20 protein-coding genes are annotated in these 21,908 nt (G+C 69.4%); 10 read left to right on the forward strand and 10 right to left on the reverse strand.

Annotation, left to right across the window (positions count from 1 at the left end):
* Positions 1-80: 80 nt before the first annotated feature.
* From zapE to HNQ61_RS20925, 5 genes are all read right to left on the reverse strand, one after another.
* Entirely contained in the window at positions 81-1,148 is a 1,068-nt protein-coding gene (gene zapE / locus HNQ61_RS20905; RefSeq protein WP_170032658.1) for an AFG1/ZapE family ATPase, read from the reverse strand.
* A 133-nt stretch (positions 1,149-1,281) separates the two neighbouring features.
* Complete coding sequence (locus HNQ61_RS20910) at positions 1,282-1,764, reverse strand: GNAT family N-acetyltransferase (RefSeq protein ID WP_170032656.1); 483 nt, start codon at positions 1,762-1,764, stop codon at positions 1,282-1,284.
* Entirely contained in the window at positions 1,761-2,357 is a 597-nt protein-coding gene (locus HNQ61_RS20915; protein ID WP_170032654.1) for an RsmD family RNA methyltransferase, read from the reverse strand. Before HNQ61_RS20915 ends, HNQ61_RS20910 begins: the two co-directional genes overlap by 4 nt.
* Before the next feature lie 7 nt (positions 2,358-2,364).
* Entirely contained in the window at positions 2,365-2,712 is a 348-nt protein-coding gene (locus tag HNQ61_RS20920; RefSeq protein WP_170032651.1) for an arsenate reductase family protein, read from the reverse strand.
* Between the two features lie 556 nt (positions 2,713-3,268).
* A complete protein-coding gene (locus tag HNQ61_RS20925; protein WP_183685774.1) occupies positions 3,269-4,597 on the reverse strand; it encodes a lipoprotein N-acyltransferase Lnb domain-containing protein in 1,329 nt (442 codons plus the stop codon).
* 165 nt (positions 4,598-4,762) lie between these two features.
* On the opposite strand from HNQ61_RS20925, the gene HNQ61_RS20930 reads away from it, so the two are divergent.
* Entirely contained in the window at positions 4,763-5,605 is an 843-nt protein-coding gene (locus HNQ61_RS20930; protein ID WP_170032647.1) for an SDR family oxidoreductase, read from the forward strand.
* A gap of 175 nt (positions 5,606-5,780) precedes the next feature.
* Entirely contained in the window at positions 5,781-7,043 is a 1,263-nt protein-coding gene (locus tag HNQ61_RS20935; RefSeq protein WP_170032645.1) for a competence/damage-inducible protein A, read from the forward strand.
* A gap of 716 nt (positions 7,044-7,759) precedes the next feature.
* On the opposite strand, the gene HNQ61_RS20940 is transcribed toward HNQ61_RS20935, so the two are convergent.
* Positions 7,760-9,142 carry a M20/M25/M40 family metallo-hydrolase gene (locus HNQ61_RS20940; RefSeq protein WP_205761233.1) on the reverse strand — a complete coding sequence of 461 codons (1,383 nt, stop codon included), beginning with the start codon at positions 9,140-9,142 and terminating at the stop codon, positions 7,760-7,762.
* Between the two features lie 208 nt (positions 9,143-9,350).
* Between HNQ61_RS20940 and HNQ61_RS20945 the strand changes: the two genes are divergently transcribed.
* Positions 9,351-10,268, forward strand: coding sequence for an NAD(P)/FAD-dependent oxidoreductase (locus tag HNQ61_RS20945; RefSeq protein WP_183685772.1), 918 nt, complete (start codon positions 9,351-9,353; stop codon positions 10,266-10,268).
* Positions 10,269-10,350: 82 nt separating this feature from the next.
* On the opposite strand, the gene HNQ61_RS20950 is transcribed toward HNQ61_RS20945, so the two are convergent.
* The 4 genes from HNQ61_RS20950 to HNQ61_RS20965 form a co-directional block, all read right to left on the reverse strand.
* Positions 10,351-10,794, reverse strand: a complete 444-nt coding sequence (locus HNQ61_RS20950; protein WP_170032641.1) for a hypothetical protein — start codon at positions 10,792-10,794, stop codon at positions 10,351-10,353.
* 45 nt (positions 10,795-10,839) lie between these two features.
* Positions 10,840-11,379 carry a hypothetical protein gene (locus tag HNQ61_RS20955; protein WP_170032639.1) on the reverse strand — a complete coding sequence of 180 codons (540 nt, stop codon included), beginning with the start codon at positions 11,377-11,379 and terminating at the stop codon, positions 10,840-10,842.
* 49 nt (positions 11,380-11,428) lie between these two features.
* Positions 11,429-11,749, reverse strand: coding sequence for a peptide ABC transporter substrate-binding protein (locus HNQ61_RS20960; RefSeq protein ID WP_170032637.1), 321 nt, complete (start codon positions 11,747-11,749; stop codon positions 11,429-11,431).
* 619 nt (positions 11,750-12,368) lie between these two features.
* Positions 12,369-13,451 carry a serine/threonine-protein kinase gene (locus HNQ61_RS20965; RefSeq protein WP_170032635.1) on the reverse strand — a complete coding sequence of 361 codons (1,083 nt, stop codon included), beginning with the start codon at positions 13,449-13,451 and terminating at the stop codon, positions 12,369-12,371.
* A 414-nt stretch (positions 13,452-13,865) separates the two neighbouring features.
* On the opposite strand from HNQ61_RS20965, the gene HNQ61_RS20970 reads away from it, so the two are divergent.
* The 7 genes from HNQ61_RS20970 (at position 13,866) to HNQ61_RS21000 (ending at position 21,756) form a co-directional block, all read left to right on the forward strand.
* Positions 13,866-14,291, forward strand: a complete 426-nt coding sequence (locus HNQ61_RS20970) for a hypothetical protein (protein WP_170032632.1) — start codon at positions 13,866-13,868, stop codon at positions 14,289-14,291.
* 5 nt (positions 14,292-14,296) lie between these two features.
* The gene (locus HNQ61_RS28890; protein ID WP_170032630.1) at positions 14,297-14,758 is read left to right on the forward strand and encodes a DUF3293 domain-containing protein; all 462 of its coding nucleotides are present in this window, start codon (positions 14,297-14,299) and stop codon (positions 14,756-14,758) included.
* A 73-nt stretch (positions 14,759-14,831) separates the two neighbouring features.
* Positions 14,832-15,503: a CBS and ACT domain-containing protein gene (locus HNQ61_RS20980; RefSeq protein ID WP_221239709.1), complete on the forward strand. Its 672-nt coding sequence runs from the start codon at positions 14,832-14,834 to the stop codon at positions 15,501-15,503.
* Positions 15,500-16,678 carry an arginase family protein gene (locus HNQ61_RS20985; protein ID WP_170032626.1) on the forward strand — a complete coding sequence of 393 codons (1,179 nt, stop codon included), beginning with the start codon at positions 15,500-15,502 and terminating at the stop codon, positions 16,676-16,678. The genes HNQ61_RS20980 and HNQ61_RS20985 overlap by 4 nt, the downstream gene beginning before the upstream one ends.
* Positions 16,660-17,226 carry a GNAT family N-acetyltransferase gene (locus HNQ61_RS20990; RefSeq protein WP_170032624.1) on the forward strand — a complete coding sequence of 189 codons (567 nt, stop codon included), beginning with the start codon at positions 16,660-16,662 and terminating at the stop codon, positions 17,224-17,226. The genes HNQ61_RS20985 and HNQ61_RS20990 overlap by 19 nt, the downstream gene beginning before the upstream one ends.
* A 314-nt stretch (positions 17,227-17,540) precedes the next feature.
* Positions 17,541-19,544 (forward strand): M1 family metallopeptidase, encoded by a 2,004-nt coding sequence (locus tag HNQ61_RS20995; protein WP_170032622.1) that lies wholly within the window; start codon positions 17,541-17,543, stop codon positions 19,542-19,544.
* A gap of 718 nt (positions 19,545-20,262) precedes the next feature.
* Complete coding sequence (locus HNQ61_RS21000) at positions 20,263-21,756, forward strand: putative glycoside hydrolase (protein WP_170032620.1); 1,494 nt, start codon at positions 20,263-20,265, stop codon at positions 21,754-21,756.
* Positions 21,757-21,908: the final 152 nt, after the last annotated feature.

Raw genomic sequence — 21,908 nt, forward strand, 5'->3', positions numbered from 1 at the left:
CAATCCTATTCGAGGCGCGGCCAATCTCATCCCCCAGGTCAGGCACGCGGCACCGTCCGCGAGGGGCGACCATCCCCCCCTTACGCCACCGGGGGCGCGGCCTCTGCGGACAGCCTGGCGCGGCGCTCGCCGAGCATCTCTTCCATGCGGCTCAGGCAGCGCGAAAACTTCTTGCCGTAGGGGCCGGTCAGCCAGTCGGGGCGGAACAGGTCGCCCAGATCCGCCTCCGCGGTGGCGGCAAGGGCAACGGCGCCATCGTACGCCTTGTCCACGAAGTGCACCCACCGCAGCGCATCGTACAGGTCGGGCATGGGCCGCACGTCCTCGATCAGCAGCTCATCCACCGCATCCACCAGCGCGTGAAAGCGGATGGGGTGCACGGTTCCCAGCCCGGCCAGCAGCGCGGGAAAGGGGACGACCAGCGACCGCGGACCGGCCTGCGCCCGCGCGCGGCCCATCGATTCCGCATCCAGAAAGTACGACCGCCGCGGATCCGCCTGGAACCGGCGGTGGCGGAAATCCTCTCCCTCCACGCGCAGCACCTCGAACGCCGTCGCCAGCTCCTCGATCTCGCTGGTGAAGCTCTTCTGGTCGAAGCGCCCGCGCCCGAGTTCGTCGGGAATGGTGTTGGAGGTGGTCGCCACGCGCACGCCGTCCGCCAGCGCGCCGCGCAGGAACGCGATCGCCAGCTTCAGGTTGCCCGGATCGTCCAGTTCCCACTCATCCACCGCCACCAGCCGCTGCCCGCGGAAGGCCTCGCGCGCCGCGTCCACCCCCAGCAGGCCGATGGTGTAGACGAGCTCGTCGAAGCTCAGGTACGCGCTCGGCCGCGGCGAGGCGTGCCAGAGCGCCGCGAGCAGGTGCGTCTTGCCCACACCGAAGCCGCCATCCAGGTACACGCCACCGCCTCGCGGGGCCCGCCCGAACGCCGCGCGCATGCGCGACCATCCACTTTCCGCTGCCTGCAACTCATCCCCGACCGCGCGCAGGCGAGCCACTGCAGCGGCCTGCGAGGGATGCCGGGGATCGGGCGTGTAGTCCTCGAAGCGCTTGGCGGCAAAGCGCGGCGGAGGAACAAATCCCGCCACCAGCTCGGCCGCGTCGGGGCGCGCGGGAATGCGTTCCAGCAGTGATTCCAGGTGCAGCACGCAATCGTCCGTTTCTTTTCTTCGATCAACCAGAATGGGCGATCCATCCCGATCGCGCCGGCGCTCAAACAGTGGAGGACGGCATCGCGCGACGCCGTCCTCCGGGACTGATGACGTTCATCCACCGAACCGGTCAGCCCTCGCCGGAAATCTCGCGAAGCTGTTCGGCGGTCAGGCGATACGTGTACCACTCGCTCATCCGGCGCGCCTGCAGCTTTTCGTAGAAGTCGATGGCGAGCTGGTTCCAGTCCAGCACCACCCACTCCATCCGCCCGCAGCCGCGGCGCAGCGCCTCACCCGCCAGAAAGCGGAAGAACGCGCTCCCGATGCCGAACCGCCGCGCGTCGGGGATCACGAACAGGTCTTCCAGATACAGCGTCGGCAGCGCCAGGAACGAGGAGTACGTTTCCAGCACGATGGCGTACGACACCGCCGTTCCGTCGCGCTCGCCCAGAAAGACGCTGATGCGCGGCGCTGGTCCGAACGCGTCGCGGATCAGCCGCTCGCGCGCGTCGGCGGAAGGGCGGTCCAGCTTCTCGTAATCCGCCAGCGCGTCGACGAGCGAGAGGAACGTTTCTCCGTCCGCCGCGGTGGCGGGGCGAATGACGATGCTCACGCGTCCACGTCCTCCGCCTGCGCGTCCAGCTCCGCGTCCGAGTCCGCCGGCGCGGGCTCCTCGGGCGGGGGCGGGGGGGCGAGGTAGAAGGTGACCGCCGTGGTGTCGTCCATCTGCCGCCGCTTGCCGCCCGGCGGAAGCTCGTGCGAGGCCGCGTGCTCCACCACCAGCAGCTGCGCGAAGGGCGTTTCCATCCACATCTCGATCAGCCGGTCCAGCATGCGCGACTCGTACGGCGGATCGGCAAAGGCGATGTCGTACTTGCGCGCGGGCAGCGCCCTGGCGAACGGAAGCGCGTCCTTTTTGAAGATGCGCGCCTTGTCGCGCATGCGCAGCGCGGTGACGTTGGACTTGAGCGCGTGCAGGCTGTCGGGCCCGCTTTCCACGAAGTCGGCGAAGCGCGCCCCGCGGGAAAGCGCCTCCAGCCCCAGCGCGCCGGTGCCCGCGAACAGGTCCAGCACCCGCGCGCCCTTGAGCCGCGGTTCCAGCGCGGAAAGCAGCGCATCGCGCACGTTTTCCGTCGTCGGGCGAACGCGGCCCTGCTTGGGCGAGGTCAGGTGGCGGCCTGCGAGTTTTCCTTTGACGATCCTCATCGGCGGCTCACGGGGTGATCCAGGTTTTCCACTTCGCTTCGTCCCAGCCGATGGTGAGATGGTTTCCGGAGCGCACCAGCGGCGTGGTGAGCAGCAGGGGATCGTCGGCGAGCATGGGCAGAATGCGCGCTTCGGAGATGGCGGCCACGTGCAGGCCGCGCTCGCGGAACTGCTTGCCGTCGCGGTCCAGCAGCGCCTGCACGCCGTATCGCTCGGCGAACCGCTTGAGTTCGCCCAGCGCGGCCGGGCGCTCCTTGAGGTCCACGAAATGGGTCTTGATGCGGCGCTCCTTGAAGAAGCGCAGCGCCTTTTTGCTCTCGTTGCAGCTTTTTGTCCCGAAGATCTGGACTTCCATGACGGAAAATGAAGTGCGTTAGTGCTGGGTGCGTTAGTGCGTTAGTGCGGAACGGCGGTGCGAGAGTACGGGAGTACAGGGATCCCGGCCTCGTCTGGTCGGCGGAGGATCGTGCCGCCGCCGGCTGTGGCCCTCACCCCGCGCGCTCCGCGCGACGACCCTCTCCCACGAACGGATGTGGGAGAGGGAGCACACCCCAGGCCCCCGCCGCCGATTCGATTCGTGCGTGTGCGACGGCCCTCGCCCGGCGGTTGAAACCGCGCCTCGAAATACACGAAGTCCGCCTGCGCGGACTGGGCCGGCCGTCTCGGCTCGCGTCCCATGCAGTTGAAGCCCCGAACGGCGCGCGAATAGCGCCGTGTCGGGGGTTCCCGCTTTTGGAGCGGCGGATTCATTCGCTCAAGGAGGCTTTCCCGCCTCTCCGATCTCCGCCTTCCTCCTGCGCCGACCTCCGCACGCGCGTCCGCGCCGAACTCTCCGGCCGGACCAACCTCCCCCAGTCTTTTTTGGGGGAGGTGGGCGAGTAGTACGAGCTCGGTGGGGGCCGCCGTGTGCCCTACCGCGCCTTGGCCGGCGCCGCCGCGCGCCCGAAGCGGCTCTTCCGCTCGCGCGCCATCACGTCCACCGGAGGCAGCGCGGCCTGCATGAATCCGTGCACCACGTACGCGATCGCCAGGTTGATAGGCAGCGCCAGGCAGATCATCTGCGCGTTGCGCTGGTCCAGCCCCGGCAGCACCTGCAGCACAAAGCCCATCACCGACAGCGCCGCCACCGTAGCCGCCACCATCCACGCGCCGCGCGCCGCCCACCGCGCCCCGTACGCCGCGCAGGGCACCAGCACGATCAGCACCAGCGCCAGCGGCGAAAGCTGCAGCAGGTTCTCGTTGCGGTACGCGATCCTGTGATTCGTGTTGGCCCACAGGTACGCGAGCACGAATCCGCCGATTCCCGCCATCAGCAGCCACAGCGTGCTCACCGCCGAGAACCCGAACCGCGCCAGCGCCGAACGCCGCGCCCTGCGCCCCGTCCACACCAGCACGCCCGCGATCAGCAGCCCCGCGATGGCGAAGCCGATGGTGTACGGCGGTGGCGTTTCGCGCACCGGCGGACGGCCCGGCGCGGCCAGCAGCGTCCACTCGCGGCGCACCAGCGGCTGCACGGTGCCGTCCGCGCCGCGGATTCGCGTCGCGCGCATCTGCTCCTGCAGCTTGAACGGCAGAAACATCTCTTCCCACGCCGTGATCCGGCGGTCCGCCGCAGGCCCCAGCCCGCCCGCCAGACCGAAGTACGACAGCCGGTCGTCGGCGATCAGCCGCTCGCTGTGCCAGCGGTACGACGTCGCCGTCATCACATCTTTCGTACGCGCCTTGATCACGCCGCCCAGCACCTGGTCCAGCAGATCGCGCACGCGGGTGGTGCAGTTGTCGCGATAGTAGTCGTACAGGTACTCGCGGTTTTCCGGCAGCGCGTTGATGCGCAGCATCTGCTGCACCTGCCGCGCCTGCGCCTGCGTCAGGTTCAGCTCCTGCCCCCACACCGCGCGCTTGAAGTAGTCGTACTCGAACAGCGTGCGGTTGATGTCGCTGCGCCCCAGCATGTACAGCCAGTTTCCGGCGATGAAGCGGCTCCAGTACCCGGGGGATTTGAAGTCGAACATCCCGTAGTTGTACACGTCGTCCGTCCCCGCCGCGGGGTCGTGAATCCACACGGCGTTGTGGCCGAACTTTTCCCACACCATGTCGCCCTGGCCCATCGTGAGCAGGACGATGGTGAGCGTGGTGTCGGTGGACGGCGGCGCGAACTGGGCGCGCGCCGGCGCGGCGACGGCCAGCCCCAGCGCCAGGGCGAGCACGGCGAACGCGCGGTGGATGAACGGGATGCGCATGCGATGGGGCGGCGTCTTGATGCGGCGAAAGTCGTTGATTCTGCCGCAAGTTAGCGCCTGCCGCCGCCCCTGCGCCACTGCCTCCGGCCTTTCGCGCGGCGCGGTCCGCGCGTAGTGTCACCCGCACCACGGGGGATCACACCAAAATCGCGCGACGGAGGCAACGTGTTCCGGGACGATCTGCTGGCGAACAAGACGGTGCTGGTGACCGGCGGGGGCTCCGGGCTGGGGCTGTCGATGTCCAAGGCCTTTGCCGCGCTGGGCGCGCGCGTGGCCATCACCGGCCGCAGCGAGGAGCGCCTGGCCGCCGCGGCCGGCGACATCGGCCCGCCGGACCGCGTCTTCACCCATCCGTGCGACGTGCGCGACTTTGCGCAGGTGGAGGCCATGGCCGCCGCCGTCGCGGAGCGGTTCGGCCCCATCGACGTGCTGGTGAACAACGCCGCGGGCAACTTTCTGTCGCCCACCGAAGACCTGTCGCCCAACGGTTTCAACGCCGTCGTTTCGACGGTCCTCAACGGGACCTTTCACGCCACGCTCGCCGTCGGGCGGGGGATGATCGCGTCCGGCAAGGGCGGCAGCATTCTCAACATCGTCACCACGTACGCGTGGACGGGCTCGGCGTTCGTCATCCCCAGCGCCGCGGCCAAGGCGGGCGTGCTGGCCATGACGCGCTCGCTGGCGGTGGAGTGGGCCACGTACGGCATCCGCACCAACGCCATCGCGCCCGGCCCGTTCCCCACGGAAGGCGCCTGGAACGCGCTGATGCCCACGCCGGAGTTGGAGGCGGAGGCCCGCGCGCGCATCCCCATGGGCCGCTTCGGCAAGCATGATGAACTCACCAACCTGGCCTCGTTCCTGATCTCCGACGGCGCGCCGTACATCAACGGTGAAGTGGTGACCATCGATGGCGGCGAATGGATCGGCTCCGGCGGCGAGTTCAACGGCCTTACCCGCATCCCGCGCGACGCGGTGAAGTCGGCGCTGAAGGCGATGCGGGGGAAGTAGGGAAGTGCGTGAGTGCTGGGTGCGTGAGTGCGTTAGTGCGGAACTGCTGAGTGCGAAAGTACGAAAGCAGCTGATGGATCACGCGCCGGGCCGGGCCTTTGCTGATGAGCGAAGCTCCGCGCCCGGCGCGCTGTTTCTATTCCCTATTCCCTATTCCCCATTCCCTGCCGTTACTGTGAAAGCCGCTTTTCTGGCCATCGGCGACGAGATCGTCGGCGGGCTCACCACCGATACCAACTCCGGCTTCATGGCCGGCGAACTGCGCGCGCTGGGCGTTCAGCCGGTGGCGGGATTCGCCGTTCCGGATGACGAGGACGCCATCGTCCGCACCCTGCGCCGCGCGCTGGAGGAGGCGGAACTCGTCGTCTGCACCGGCGGCCTCGGCCCTACTGCCGACGACCTGACCACCGCCTGCGTCGCCCGCCTCGCCGGCCGCCCCATGGTGCGCGACGAGGCGTCCGCTGCGCACATCCGCGACATCTTTGCGTCGCGGGGGATGGAGATGCCCGCCAACAACCTGAAGCAGGCGGACTTCCCCGCGGGCGCTACCGTCTTCCCCAATCCCACGGGGACGGCGCCGGGCTTCGTCTGTCCGGTGGATGTGGATGGACGGACGCGCCACGTAGCCTGCTTTCCCGGCGTGCCGCGCGAAACGAAGCGGATGGTGGCGGAGTCGCTGCTGCCGTGGGTGGCGGCGCGCAATCCGGGACAGCGCTTCGCCTCGCGCACCTTCAGCACCTTCGGCTTGGCGGAAAGCAAGCTGGATGAACTGCTGGTCGGCGCCATCGATCCTGCGGAGGCGAGGCTGGCGTTCCGGGCGGCGTTCCCCCGCGTGCAGGTGCGCGTCACCGTCCACGGCGCGCCGGACGACGATCTGGAGTCGCGGCTGGACGCGCTGGAATCCGTGGTGCGCGAGCGGCTCGGCGCGTCCATCTACGCCGGGGGCGATGAGGGGATGGAGGAAACCGTCGGGCGGATGCTGCGCGAGCGCGGGCTGACGCTGGCGCTGGCGGAGTCGTGCACCGGCGGCCGCATCGGCGACCGGGTGACGGATGTGCCCGGGAGCAGCGCCTACTTTCTGCTCGGCGTCGCCACGTACAGCAACGAGGCCAAGACGGGCGTGCTCGGCGTCTCGGAGCAGACGATCGAGAAATTCGGCGCGGTGAGCGCGGAGACCGCGGCGGAGATGGCGGCCGGCGCGCGCCGCATCTCCGGCGCGGACCTCGGCCTGTCGACCACGGGGATCGCGGGGCCGGGCGGCGGCACGGAGGACAAGCCGGTCGGGACCGTCTGCATCGGGCTGGCGTGGGAGGGCGGCACCTGGTCGCGCCGCTTCACCGTCCCCGATCGCGGGCGCGAGTGGATCAAGGGGCAGACGGCGCAGATGGCGCTCGACAGCCTGCGCCGCTGGCTGATCGATCCGAATGGACCGAAGTAGCCGCGGATCGGGCGGGGTGGGTTACGTGGCGGGGTACAGGATGTGGAGTGGCCGCGGGCTGTGGCCCTCACCCCGCGTGCTGCGCACGACGACCCTCTCCCACGAACGGATGTGGGAGAGGGAGCACACCCCAGGATCGTGCGTTCCGGATGGTTCGGCGTGGCGGCGGGCAGCCCCCTCCCCCCAGCCCCCTCGCCCCGCAAGCGGGGAGGGGGAGCCGTTCGGTACGGAGGCGGGTTCGGCACGCGTCCCCGGCTGCCGCCCCGCGTTGAAAATCTGCTGCTGGAGGACATGAAATCGTCAGGTCTCAGATTGTCCTGACCCCGCCGTCAGCCCCAACGCACTTGAAGCCCCGAACCGGACGCGCCAGCGGCCGGTGTCGGAGCTTTGCGCCGTTTGAGCGGCGGATTCATCCGCTCCACCGAATCCGCTCGCCGGGCCCAACTACGCCCGCCGCACCGACCCATCCGCCGCCCCAACCCTCCCCCAGTCTTTTTTGGGGGAGGGTGGGCCGGTGGTGCCGGCCCGGGTGGGGGCCGCCCTGGACTCCGCCCCCCGCCCATCATCATCCACACGAAAAACCGCCGGAGCCCTCCATCGGGCCCCGGCGGCTTCTCTCACCCGTCATCAATTACTTTCGTACTCTCGTACCTTCGCACTCTCGTACTGCTGTTCCAGCACTAACGCACCCAGCACCCAGCACCAACGCACTTCCCCTACCGTCCCGGCCCCGGAAACACCGGCAGACTCTCGTTCCCGTCGCGGTCCACCGCGGCGACGCCAAAGAACCAGTTGTCGATCACGATGTTCTCCAGCGTAGCCTCCGTCACGTTGCCCGGAAAGAACCGCGAGTGCGTCCAGTTCACGTCCGCCGGCAGGCGCCAGTACACGCGGTAGCCGGCCAGGTCCGCCGCGTTCACCGCGCGCCACCGCAGCACCGTGTTGGGCGTCACCGCGCCGCGCACCGTCACCGAGTCCGGCGCGGCGGGCGCCCCGGCCAGCGCCGCCAGCGAGGCCGCGTTCAGCGAGGTGATCCGCGCGTTGTACACGTAATCCACGTCCTCGGGATAGTCGCCGTAGCGGATCCCGTTCTCCGTCCGCAGATCCTGGTGCTGGCGCGTGTAGTCCTCGTACAACTCCGTCAGCCGCACGGCCGGGTATCCGCCCAGAAAGAACGGCGTGTGGTCGCCGCCGCGGCCGAAGCGGTCCAGCCGGTACACGATCATCACGTCCAGATTGGGCACGTACGCGTCGGACATGCGGTCGATGTACCGTGCCAGCTGCCGCGGCGCCACGTCCAGCTCGCCGCCGCTGTACAGGTACCGCCGCAGGTCGGCCGCGGGCGCGTCGGGCGCGATGCCGGGCGCGAACACGCGCACGACGGTGTTGTCCGTGGCGCCGTTCATCCCCCGCGAATTGCCCACGATGTCGTTGTTCAGCACCGCGGCGATCTGCCAGTTGTTGGCCTTGGCGTAGCGCGTCAGGATCTCGCCGCCGTTCAATCCCTGCTCTTCTCCCGCCAGCGCCGCGAACACGATCGTCCCGTCAAAACGGTGCTTGCTGAGCACGCGCGCCGCCTCGATCACCGCCGCGGTGCCGGAAGCGTCGTCGTTGGCGCCGGGTGCGTCCGCGGTGACGTTCATCACGTCCGTCACGCGCGAATCGTAGTGCCCCATGATCAGCACGTGGCGATTCGGATCGGTCTGCCCGCGAAGAAAGGCGACGACGTCCACCACGCGCGTGTCGGTGGGGATGCGGGGATTGTTGCCGCCGGGAATCACCTCGCTGATGTACCGCACCTCCAGGCACCCGCCGCAGTCGCGGGAGATGCGCTGGAACTCGTCGTAGATCCACCGCCGCGCCGCGCCGATCCCGCGCGTGCGCGAAACGGTGTCGCTCAGTGTGTGCCGCGTGCCGAAGCTCACCAGCCGCCGCACGTCCGCCTCCATCCGCGCGGGCGAAACGTCGCGCACGATCTGCGTGATGCGCGGGTTGTCCGCCGGCGGGAGCGCCGCGGCGGCGGGCGTCTGCGCCGCGGCGGAGGTCGCGGCGGACAGGGTGATCAGGGCGGCGAGCAGGGGATGGGCAGAGCGGTGCACCGCGACCTCCGTGAGGACAGGGACCGGCCCTCCGCGGCGGCCCGCCGGGGAGGGGAGGGGCAAGGGATTTTTTCGTGTCGATGGAATTCAGTATACTGCGCCCGCGCCCCGGGGCAAACGGCGCGCCGCCCGAGTGCCAACCGGCCCGGCGCTTGCACCCTGCACAAGGCTGGAACAGGGCTCTGCTCATGGCGCACCGGGAGGCTGAATGCCGTACGGCGGGATGTACGACGCAATCGTGATCGGCGGAGGCCCGGCGGGGCTGGCGGGCGGCCTCTGGCTGGCGCGCTACCGCCGCAAGGTTCGCATCTTTGACACGGAAGATCCCCGCAACGCCGTCACCTGGGGCGTGCACGGCTACCTGGGGCTGCAGGACCCGCCGCCGGCCGAACTGCGCCGCATCGGCAAGCTGCAGGCGGTGGACGCCGGCGCGGAATACGAGCGGTGCACCGTCGTCAGCATCACCGGCGGCAAGGACGAGTGGATGCTGGAAACGGAGGACGGCCGCACCTTTGGCGCCCGCCGCATCCTGATGGCGACCGGGCTGCGCGACATCAAGCCGGAAATCGAGGGGCTGGACGACTTCTACGGCAGCAGCATCTGGCACTGCCCGGACTGCGACGGATTGTCTGCCGCGGACAAGAACGTCGGCGTCATCGGCTGGGGGCGCCAGATCGCCGCGTTCTGCATGTACATGCTCACATGGACCGACAAGCTCACCATCCTCACCGACGGGCATCCGGCGGAGATCGAGGACGCGGCCAAGCGCGCGCTGGAGCGGTGGAACATCCCCGTGCGCGAGGACGTGATCGAGCGGCTGGAGGGCAAGGACGGGATCGTGGAGCAGGTGGTGTTCGCGGACGGCAGCACGCAGCAGTTCGAGGCGATGTTCTTTCACATCGCGTCCGGCCCCGGCTCCACCTTTCCCGCCGACCTGGGGTGCCAGGCGGACGAGGACGGGATTCTGGAAGTCGACCGGGATTTTGAGACCACGGTGCCGGGCCTGTACGCGGCGGGCGACATCACGCCGGGTTCGCGCCTGGCGATGCGCGCCGCGGCGGACGGAATCCGCGCCGCGCTGGGCATCCACAAATCCCTCATCCCCGACGACCGCCGCCTCAAGTAGGGCTGCGCATCGATGGATGAAACGCGGACGGCCGGCTCCCGATGGGGGCCGGCCGTTCGCGTTCATGATTCGGATCGATGGATCACCGGAGCCGCGCGCGCATCTCCTCCAGCGGCTGCGCGGGAAACGCGAATCCCCACCGCGCCTGATAGTCCGCCGGGCTGCTCTCCCTCAGCATCCGGCCGAACTCTGCCTCGACGATCCCGGGGAGGCGGGCCAGCGGCAGCTTGTGCCGAAAGACGGGCTCGCCGCCGGCCACGTCCGCCATCCCCCAGTCCTCGCCCTCGAACAGCTTGAGGTGGATGAGGTCGCCCGCCAGCCTCCGCATCTGAAGCACCACCTCACCCGGCTCCTGCATGAACGTGACGCGCTCCTCGGCCGATCCGCGCAGCAGGCGCACGACGGCTTCGATCATGTCGCGCGGGCTGTCGCGCAGGTAGGAGAATGGAAGCTCGTGTGACGCTGCTCCTTGGGCAAAGAATACGGTCGCCCAGCCCGCGTCGTGGAGTTCAAAGTGGAACAGCATGGGATCGGCGTGCGTGATGCTGTGGGCCCGCGGGCGTCCGTTCCGTCACACGAAGTAGGCGACAGACAGTTTGTCGACCCTCCACTGCGACCCGTGGCGGCTCAGGAATACGAAGTCGCCTGTTCCGCACCGGGGGCCGCAACTGAAGCTGATGAATACGAGCGCATGCCGCCGCTCCCTGTCGAATCCCACGGGCGAGAAACGCACGTAGCTCCCGGGTGCCGGGAACGCCTTGCCGAACGCGGGCGAGCCGCGAAGGTCCGCCGCCCTGACCAGCCGGTACTTCGGGGATGGCGGGATGTGGATTCCGGTGGGCGGTCCCGCCTGTTTGCCGCGGAAGTCGGCCCACACTTCCGGGGACGCCAGGACGCTGTCGTCCACCGAACGCAAGTCGGGCCCGACGGCGGTCGTACTGTCCACGATCGATACCGCGGCACCGTCCTTCAATTCGAACCGGCTGTGCATCGCGGCGGCGTAGACGGCCGGTTCATCGCCGGCCAGACCGTCCTCACCGGTGAGCGGCTCATCCCGCCACGCGCACCCGGCAACGAGCAGCAGGATCCCCCATCGCAGAACTCGCGTCACTGGATCAGCCTTCCGAGCAGGCGTTGGGGGGAGAGGATTGTGGGGATGATCACAGGCTGAGCGCGCCATCGATCCGGTCGCGCAGTTCCGGACTGAAGCGGTCAAACTCGTCCTGGGTCAGCAGTCCCTGGTGGCGGATGGCCATCAGGGCGAAGAACGCGTTGGAGCGCCTGAGCCCATCGAACGTGTCGGCGAGCTTCCTGTCTCGCTCACGGGTGATTTCGTAAACGCGCCGATAGCGGTCGTGAGCGCCGAGCCTTTCGTTCTGGATGATGCGCGTGCACTCGTCCAGCACCTGTGCGCAGAAACGGTCCAGCGCGATCTGCTTGAGATCGCGCAGAACCTTCCAGTCGCGTTCCTGGATTTCCATCGTGATTGCGGGATCGGGGTGATTCGCGGGGATTGTACGTCGTGGGCGGAATCTGCGGCGCGATGGTTGAGCGTGCCATCCGTGGAGGTGCAGATCACCGCGGACCGATGGTTCCGCCCCTTCTCCGTGTGATCCCCCCGTGGGGAAAAGGGAGAACGGCGGATTCGTGTGCTCCGGATGGTGTCGCGCGGCGGCAGGCAGCCCTCACCCCCCGGCCCCCTCTCCCGCAAGCGGGAGAGGGGGAGACCTCAGCGCGGCGGGAGATCGCGGTGCGGATCGGCGCGCTTTTGCGTGACGGTGAAATCGTGCCCCGAATACGGTGTCCGCCCGCGGGGACTGGCCCCTGACCCCGTGCGTGTCCCAACGCAGTTGAAGCCCCGATCGTGGACGCGTCAGCGGCCATGAGTCGGGGCTTACCGCTATTTGAGCGGCGGATTCATTCGCTCAACGTCATCTGCTCCCCCGACGATCGACGCTTCCCGCACCGAACCATCCGCCCCAACAACCCTCCCCCAGTCTTTTTTGGGGGAGGGTGGGCGAGTAGTACGAGCCCGGGTGGGGGCCGCCGTGAGCTGTCGCACTCACGCACTCACGCACCCCGCACTCACGCACTTCCCCTCTATCTCGTCGCCGTATCCGCGCGCCGCTCCACCGGCGCGTTCTCCGGCCACATGCGGTTCTTGCCCTTGAGCATCGGCGCCAGCGCGGCCAGCAACCCCGAAACGGTCTGGTAGCGCGCGGACGGATCCGGATCCAGTGCGCGCAGGACGGCGGCCTCAAAGGCGCGCGGCAGCCCCGGCGTGTGCGCCCGCGGCGGCACGATGGGCTGGCACAGCTGCGGATACCGCTGCTCCAGCTCGCGCGTGGTCATCTCGTGGTCCACCACCGCCGTGCGCTCCTTGATCACCGGCTCGGGCTCGTCGGAGTCGTCCTCGTCCAGCTCGTCCCAGAACGCCTCGTCCGCGGCGTCCACCGGCTCCTCATGCGGCCACTTTCCCGTCACCAGTTCGTACAGCAGCGCGCCCAGCCCGTACACGTCCGTGGCCGTGGTCAGCACCTCGCGCCGCACCTGCTCCGGCGCCATGTACGGCGCCGTTCCCAGCCGGTCGGCCGGGCGGCGCAGCGGCTCCAGCTCGCGAACGACGTCAAAGTCCAGCAGCACCGGCACGCCCTCGCGCAGGTGCACGTTGGCCGGCTTCATGTCTCGGTAGATGTACCCGCAGCGGTGCAGGTAGTGGATGGCCGCGCCCACGTGCATGATGGCGCGGATGGCGTCCGGCACGTGCAGCCGGCGGTTGGGCAGCCCCTCCAGCACGTCGAACAGCGACGGCCCCGCGAGATATTCCAGGAGGATGAACGGCCGCCCGTCCGCCTCGCCGCTGCCGAACAGGCGCACGATGTTGGGGTGCTTCAGCTTCTCCAGCACCTCCGCCTCGCGGCGGAACGAGACCGGGGCCTGTCCCTTCACGCAGTACTCGGGAAGCACCAGCTTGCCGGTGAGCGCGCACCAGTGACGGTTGCTCCACACCTGGTACAGCTCGGCGATGCGCCCGCGCGCCACGTGCCCGATCACGGTGAGCTCGCCCACCCGGTCGCCCACGGACAGGGTGAACTTTTCGCGCGGGCGGGCGGGCTCGTGCTCCCACCTGCGCGCCGCCGCCAGCCCCTGGTAGCGCGCGCGGGCAACGGACGGAGAGGCCATGACCTTCTTGGAGAAAGGGGGAAACGGGTCCGCCGCGGCGGAGGCCCGGAACGCTGCAACCTGAATCCGCCGCACTACGCAACGCCCGTACCCCCTCCGGCCGTCCGCCCCCGCGCGCGCCCCGGAGAAACGGCGGACGCGGCGGATCAGGCCCGCTCCTCCGCCGGTCCGTGAACCCGATCCGCATCCCCCGCTGTCAGACGATGGTGGACGCGGCCCGCGCCGGGCGGCGGCCCCGGGCTGAATCTCCCGCGTCCGCCCGCCGTACGGGGGAGCGGATGACGGCGCGCCGTTTCCGCCGGAAATTCCCGTTCGCATGCCCCCAAAGGCGCGCTGTGCACCGGCCGCAAAAACGGAACACTGGCGCTGGGGACGTGTAGGCGAGTATCCTACAGACTCACCCAGGAGATACACATGCGACGCACACTCGGACTGGCCGCGGCCGCGGTAGGGCTGACCCTGCTGGCCGTATCGCGTCTTTCGGCGCAGGACTGGTCTCCCCCGTCCTCCAATATGCCGCAAATGCCGGCGGCTTCCGCGTTGGCCGGCGGCTGGCGCGGCGAACTGGCCTCGTGGTTCGGCGGGCTGGGCGATCTGTCCGCCGTGCGCGCCATGGGCGAAGGCGGAGGCCCGCGCCCGCGGATGGTGCGCTTTACCGGCGGCGCCCGCCCCATCGCCCAGTGGACGGACCGCAACGGCGACGGCAAGGCGGACATGATCGAGATCTACCGCAACGGCGGCCTCGCCTTTCAGGTCATCGACGCGGACTACGACGGCGCGGCCAACGTCATGCGCGTCTATGACGCCCGCGGCGAACTCGCCCGCGAACAGCGGCTCTGATTTCCGTGACAACCCAGACCGATCCCGTGATCCTCGGCGACCAAGAACTGCTGGAGGAGTACCACCGCACCGACTGGTCGGTGGAAACTCCCGCGGGCACCCTGCACGTGCGGCTCGACGGCGAGGTTCCCGACGAGTCGCTGCGGCCGTCGGGGATCATCACCGCGTACAACCCCGCGTCCATGCCCCGCTCCGACGAGGAGAACCGGGCGGCCGACCTGGAACTGATGCGGCACGTCCGCTCGCTGGGCGTGGCTTTTCGCCGCACCGAGGCGCACGGCAGCGACCCGGCGTGGACCGAGCCCGGCTTTCTTCTGCTGGGCGACGTGCGCCCGCTGCTGGTGGAGCTGGGGCTGGTGTTCGGGCAGAACGCCGTGGTCTGGGTGGACGGCGCCGGCGCGGTGTCGCTGGTGTGCACGCGCGCCGGTTTCGCCGGGCGCCGCCCCGGGCAGAAGATCGACCTCTGACGTTTCGCGGGCGCGCCGCTCTCCGGAGCGGCCCGCCGCGCCCGCGCATCCGCACGCCCTCCTCCGAGTTTTCATGCTGGTATCCCAACGGATGACCCGCGATCCGGTCGCGGTGTCCCCCGACCAGTCGCTGGCCGACGCCCTGCGCCTTACCCGCGAGCACCGCGTACGCCACCTTCCCGTCGTCGAAAACGGCGAGGTGGTGGGGATCGTGAGCGACCGCGACATCCGCCTGGCCATGCCCTCGCCGCTCACCGAGCCCGATCCCGGCGTCGCGGACTTCCTGGCCGCGACGCCCATCCACACCGTCATGAGCCGTTCCGTCATCACCGTGGGCCCGTACGACGCGGTGGAAGACGCGGCCCAGCTGATGGACCGCCACCACATCGGCGCGCTGCCGGTGGTGGACGCGCACGGCGGGCTGCTGGGCATCCTGTCCGAAACGGACGTGCTGCACGCCTTTGTGGATCTGCTGGGCCCCGCCGGCTCGTCGTCGCGGTTGGAGATCGCGCTCAACGACCGCGCCGGGCAGCTCGCGCGGGCCATGCGCATCATCGGCGAGGAGCGCGGCGTGAACGTCTGCTCGCTGATGGTGCCCCCCGGCGGATCCGGCAGCCAGCGCGTGGCCATCGTCCACATCGGGACCATCGACCCGCGAGAGGTGATCGCCTCGCTGGAAGCGGCGGGGTTCCAGGTGGGATGGCCGTCGCTGGAGCGCGACCTTCGCGGCGGGGGACTGTCGTGACCGTGCGTTCCGCGCTGATCTGGGACCCGGCCGTGGCGGAATACAAGTTCCGCCCCGACCATCCCTTCAACCCGCGGCGGCTGGTGCTTGCGGTGTCGCTGATGGAGTCGCTGGGGCTCATCAACGACACCACCGCGCGCGTGGTGGCGCCGCGGATGGCCACGGAGGCGGAGCTGCTGGCCGTGCACTCGCGCGAGTACGTGGACGCCGTGCGCCGCTTCAGCGACGGCGGCCCGACGGACGACGCGGGCGCGTACGGGCTGGGGACGGACGACACGCCCGTCTTTGCGGGGATGCACGAGATCACCGCCCTGGTCACCGGCGCCACCCTCCGGGCGGCGGAGCTGGTGATGAGCGGCGAGGTGGACCGCGCGTTCAGCATCTGCGGCGGGCTGCACCACGCGCACCGCGGCCGCGGATCGGGCTTCTGCGTGTACAGCGACCTGGCCGCGGCCATCGCGTGGATCCGCCGCGAGCACGGGTCGCGCGTGCTGTACCTGGACTACGACGCGCACCACGGCGACGGCGTGCAGGGGATCTTCTACGAGGATCCGGAGGTGATGACCGTCTCCATCCACGAGTCCGGGCGCTACCTGTTTCCCGGCACCGGCTTCGTGGACGAACTGGGGGATGGGGATGGATACGGATATTCCGTCAACCTGCCGCTGGAGCCGTTCACGGAGGATGATTCGTGGATCGGCATCCACGAGAAGCTGCTCCCGGAGATCTTTGAAGCGTTCCGCCCCGATGTCGTCGTCGTGCAGAACGGGTGCGACGGCCACTCGCTGGACCCGCTGACGCACCTGCGCGCGACGACACGGCTGTACGAGGAAACGATCCGCCTCGTCTGCGAACTGGCGGACAAGCACTGCAAGGGCCGCGTGGTCGCGACCGGGGGCGGGGGATACGCGATCTGGCAGGTGGTGCCGCGCGCGTGGACGCTCATCTGGGGCGGCTTGAGCGGGCAGACCGTCCCGGACCGCATTCCACACGACTGGCTGAACCGCTGGCAGGGCGAGGCGCCGGAGCTGCTTCCCGAACGCGTGCGCGATGATCCGGCGTCGCACGCCCCCGTCCCGCGGCGGGCGGAAATCGAGGCCACCAACCGCCGTACGCTGGAATCGCTGCGCCGGCAGGCGCTGCCGCTGATCCGCGGATGGGGCCTGGGCTGGTGACGGCCGCGCTTTCCGTTCCGCTCGAGCGCGACCTTCCCTCCGCGCTCGTTCCCGCCACCCTCTTCGATCGCCAGGGCCGCGTGTTTCACGTACGCTCCTACACGGATGAAGACCGGTCCGCCCTGGACCGCTTCTACCACGATTTCGAACCCAAGCGCGCCGCCCAGGGGCTCCCGCCCGAGGGCGAAAGCCGCATCGCGCGCTGGCTGGACGGCATTCTTCCCGGCGGCACCCACCTGATCGTGGAGGTGGAGGGGCGCATGGCGGGGCACGCCATGCTCATGCCCACGGACCGTCCCGGCGTGCGGGAATATGCGATCTTTCTGGACCATGGCGTGAGAGGGCGCGGCCTGGGTACGCAGGTGAACCGCCTGTCCGCCGACGTGGCGCGCACGCTGGACCTGGACCGCCTCTGGCTCTCCGTGGAGCCGCACAACCGCCCCGCGCTTCGATCGTACCAGAAGGCAGGCTTCCGCTACCGGGGCGCCACCATCTACTCGCCCGAGGTGGAGATGGAGCTGGACCTGCACGCCTCCGGCACGTCCTGACGCTCTGCAAACCGCATCTCACGCGGAGGCCGCGGGGGTTCGCGGGGGTCGCGGAGAACAGCGGAGGAAACACGGCCTTTCGTCCCGTGTTCATCGAAGCATTCTCAACGGGCGCCTTCACGGCGCCCGTTCGTGCTTTCCGTGCCGTTCCTATTCCCCATTCCCTATTCCCTATTCCCTGCAGTTTGCGGAACTCCTTGTCCCCCAACGATGTAGCACATTCACGGCACTCGCGTTCCGCCCGTGGCAAGAGAATTGATCCGCCCGTCCGTGGCACGCAGTCCCGCACATCAGACCGGGAGACCACCTTGTTCATGAATGTTCGACGCACGGCCCTGCTGGCCGTGCTGGTTCTGGGCGCGTGTGCGCCCGTATCGGAGCCCATCATCGCGCCGCTTCCGCAGGGCGCGGCCCTCGACACCGCCGGGCGCCCGTTCGTGCGCCGGGTGGAGCCGACCACGGAGTACAGCAGGGCGGTGCAGGCGGGAACGCGCAGCCAGACCGGCGCCCCGGGCGCCAACTACTGGCAGCAGGCGGTGCGCTACCAGATCACCGCGGAACTGGACCCCCAGACCCGCGTGCTGACCGGACAGGAGCGGCTCACCTACCGCAACCGCTCGCCCAACGCGCTGCCGGAAGTGCGCTTCAATCTTTATCAGAACCTGTTCACCGAGGCGTTCTACGGCCGCGGCAGCCCCATGAACACCGGCGGCCTCAAGCTCTCCGCGCTGGTGTTCAACGGCGACACTCTGCGGCTGATCACCCAGGCGCAGTACGAGGCCAACCAGCGCGAAAGCCGCCCCAACGTGGGCTACATCGTTACCGGAACGCTGGCCCGCGTCATTCTGCCGCGCCCCATTGCCCGGGGCGACAGCGCGGTGTTCCAGGCGGCGTGGAGCTACACGGTTCCCCCGCAGCAGGCGCCGCGCACCGGGTGGGAAGACGCGCTGGGCGGCCGCGTGCTGCAGGTGGCGCAGTGGTATCCGCAGATCGCCGTGTACGATGACGTGGTGGGAACGGACGTCACCCCGTACCGCGAGCAGGGCGAGTTCTACCTGGAGTACGGCGACTTCGACGTGACGCTCACCCTTCCCGCCGGGTGGCTGGTGGGCGGAACCGGAGCGCTGCAGAACCCGCAGGACGTGCTGACGCCGCTCGTGCGGCAGCGGCTGGAGACCGCCGCGCGGTCGGATTCCACCACGAGCATCGTGGGGCGCGACCTGATCGGCAACGGCACGGCGCAGGGCAACAACGGCCGGGTGACCTGGCGCTTCGCCGCGCAGAACGTGCGCGACTTCGCCTGGGCCACCAGCAACCGCTACCTGTGGGACGCGCGCCGGGCGCAGATCCCCGACGCCAGCGGCGGCGGCCCGCGCGACATCCTGGTGCACTCGCTTTACCGGCCGGGCGCGCCGGGGTGGGAGCAGTCGGCGCACTACGGCGAGCACTCCATCGAGTACCACAGCCGGCAGATGGTGCCGTACGTGTATCCGCAGATCACCGTCACCGAAGGCCCCATCTACGGGATGGAGTATCCGATGATCGTCTTCATCGGCCGCCCCACCACGGCGCTGGAGCTGTACGAGGTGATCACGCACGAGCTGGGTCACGAGTGGTTCCCCATGATGGTGGGGCAGGACGAGGCCGCGTTCGCGTGGATGGACGAGGGCTTTACCACGTACATCGAGAACAACGCGACCAAGAACCTGTTCCCCGCCAGCGATCCGTACGGCACCACGCAGGGCCAGTATCTGCAGATCGCGGGGGAAAAGGCCGAGGCGCCGCTGATGCAGCACATCGACCTGGTGTTCGGCCCGGCGTTCGGCGTGTCGGCGTACATGAAGCCGGGCACGCTGCTCCGTTCGCTGCAGCGCACGCTGGGCGACTCGGTGTTCTTTGCGGGCATGCGCGAGTACTCGCGCCAGTGGCAGTTCAAGCACCCGTACCCGTGGGATTTCTTCAACACCATGGAGCGGGTGGCGGGGCAGGACCTGGACTGGTTCTGGTACCCGTTCTGGTACCGCACGGTCACGCTGGACCAGGGGCTGTCGATCGTGACGCCGGGGTCCGGAAACGTGACGGTCACGGTGCGCGACTTCGGGCAGGCGCCGTCGCCTTCGGAGATCGTGGTGACCAACACCGCGGGGCAGTCGGTGACGCACACGATCCCCATTCAGCAGTGGCTGAACCCGTCCACCCGCGCGGTGACGGTGACGATCCCGGTGACGGGAACGGTGGCGCGCGTGGAGCTGGATCCGGGGCACTACTACCCGGACGTGAACCGCCGCAACAACAGCTGGGTTCCCGGCGGCCGCTGATCCACGGGCGCTTGTCGGAAAGCGGTTGATAGCGGGATGATGATGATCGGGGCGGCTCCGGAGCACGGGGCCGCCCCGATCGCGTTCCGGTGGGCTTCACCGGCGGGCCCCCACCGCGAGAGCGAATGAATCCGCCGCTCGAACAGCGGGAACCCCCGACACCGGCCGCTGGCGCGTCCGGTTCGGGGCTTCAACCGCATCGGATTTACGCTACCTGCGCCGCAATCCAACGCGGCGATGAGGTCTCCCTTTCTCCCGCGGAGCGGGGGAGAGGGCCGGGGAGAGGGGGCCTCTCCGGCCGCGCAGCACCATCCGGAACGTAAAGTCGTTGCAGTTCTCCCCTCTCCGTGCGGCAGTTTGCACGGGGAGGGGCCGGGGGAGGGGCCCGCGAGGCCGGGGATGCTCACCGAAGCCCATCGCCCGCACCTCACCGCCGTTGGTGTGTGCTCCCTCTCCCACATCCGTTCGTGGGAGAGGGTCGTCGTGCGCAGCACGCGGGGTGAGGGCCACACTGTCCGGCACGCACCCCGCCGGGATTCCAAATCGATACCGCCCTTCATCCCACCATCGGGCGATCCGAAGCCGGTACCGCGGCCGCGGTCCGTCCTCCGGTTCTGCTGCATCGAATCAGCGTAAGCCCTTGCCCCGGAACGTTCAATGCGGCACGTTGGGCCGTGAGGGCGGGGAATCATCCACAGCGTTACGATGGAGCGGGACGATGTCTAAAATTGCCGTGCGGCGCCTGATGGCGGTGCCGATCGCCGTGCTGCTGGCCGCATGCGGCGGCGGAAGTGACAAGGGCGCGAACAAGTCCGCCGCGGCCGATTCCGGCAAGGCAGCCGCGGGCGACACCGCCGCGACGGCCGCCGCCAGGCCGGCCGGTCCGTCGCCGCGCGACAAGATGCCCACCATCGTCCGCGGCCTGTACCTGAACGCGTACAAGGCCGGCTCGGCCATGCATCGCAAGCGCTTCATCGAAATCGCCGACCAGACGGAGATCAACGCCTTCGTCATCGACGTCAAGGACGAGCGCGGCATTCACTACAAGAGCCAGCTGCCGCTGCCGGTGCAGCTCACGCCCCCGGACGAGATCACCCTTCGCGACATCAAGGGCATCGCCGACACGCTCCGCGCGCACCGCATCCGCTCCATTGCGCGCATCGTGGTGTTCAAGGACCCCGTGCTGTCCAAGGCCAAGCCGGAGTGGTCGGTGCAGCGCCCCGGCGGCGGGCTGTGGGTGGACAAGGCGGGCAACACCTGGGTGAGCACCTGGGACGAGAACGTCTGGGACTACAACCTCAAGATCGCCGAAGAGGTGGCGCGCGCCGGGTTCGACGAGATCCAGTTCGACTACATCCGCTTCGCCGAGCCGTACAAGAGCCTGCCGCCGCAGGTGCACCCCAAGGCCCGCGGCGACCGGGCGGACGCCATCGCCGCGTTCCTGAACGAGGCCAAGCGCCGCCTGCACCCGCTGGGCGTGACGGTGACGGCGGACGTGTTCGGGCTGTCGCCCAACGAGGCGGGCGACGTGAACATCGGGCAGCAGTGGGAAACCATCAGCGCCATCGCCGACGGCGTGCTGCCCATGATGTACCCGTCGCACTACTTTCCCACGCACCTTCCCGGCGTGCACCGGCCGGACCTGCAGCCGTACGACGTGCTCTTCAAGTCCGCCGGCATGGCGCGCTGGCGCAGCGACCAGCTGCAGAGCGTGGGCGTTCGCCCCGCCCGCATCATGCCGTGGCTGCAGGCGTTCTCCGCGCCGTGGCTGGGGCGCAACCACCAGACGTACGGCGCCGAGCAGATCCGCCAGCAGAAGCAGGGCGTGTACGACGTGGGGCTGGAGGACTGGATTCTGTGGCACCCGGGCAGCAACTACGAGCCGTTCGTGGCCGGGCTGGAGCGGGGCGAGGCACAGCCGCGCGGCAAGGCCAACTACACGCCGCCCGCGGACGTAATGAGCTGGCTGAACCGCTTTGAGCGCGAAGGTGTTCGCGCCGCCCGCGAGCGCGCGGCGGAGCAGGCGCGCGGCGACGTGACGGACCCGGCCGCCGCCGCCGCCGCGCGGACGGGGCGTACGCAGCCCGGCGCGGATTCCGGCACGGTGAAGCCCGGCCGCAACGCCCCGGCCGAGGCCACGCCGAGCGCGTCGCGCACTCCCGCCGCCGGCGGGCAGAGCAACCCCAGCAACCCCGCCCAGCGCACGCCCTGAGCGCGGGACGGTGAATGAAAAAAGGCCCGCGGAGCACGATGCTCCGCGGGCCTTTTTCGTTGTGTGCCCGGCATGGGCTGGAGCTTGGAGGTGAAAGTCCTCTGGGGAGTTGGTCATAGCGACCCGAGCGAATGGCAAGGTGCTGAGCCGCG

It is taken from the genome of Longimicrobium terrae, assembly GCF_014202995.1.
Taxonomy (GTDB): Bacteria; Gemmatimonadota; Gemmatimonadetes; order Longimicrobiales; family Longimicrobiaceae; genus Longimicrobium; species Longimicrobium terrae.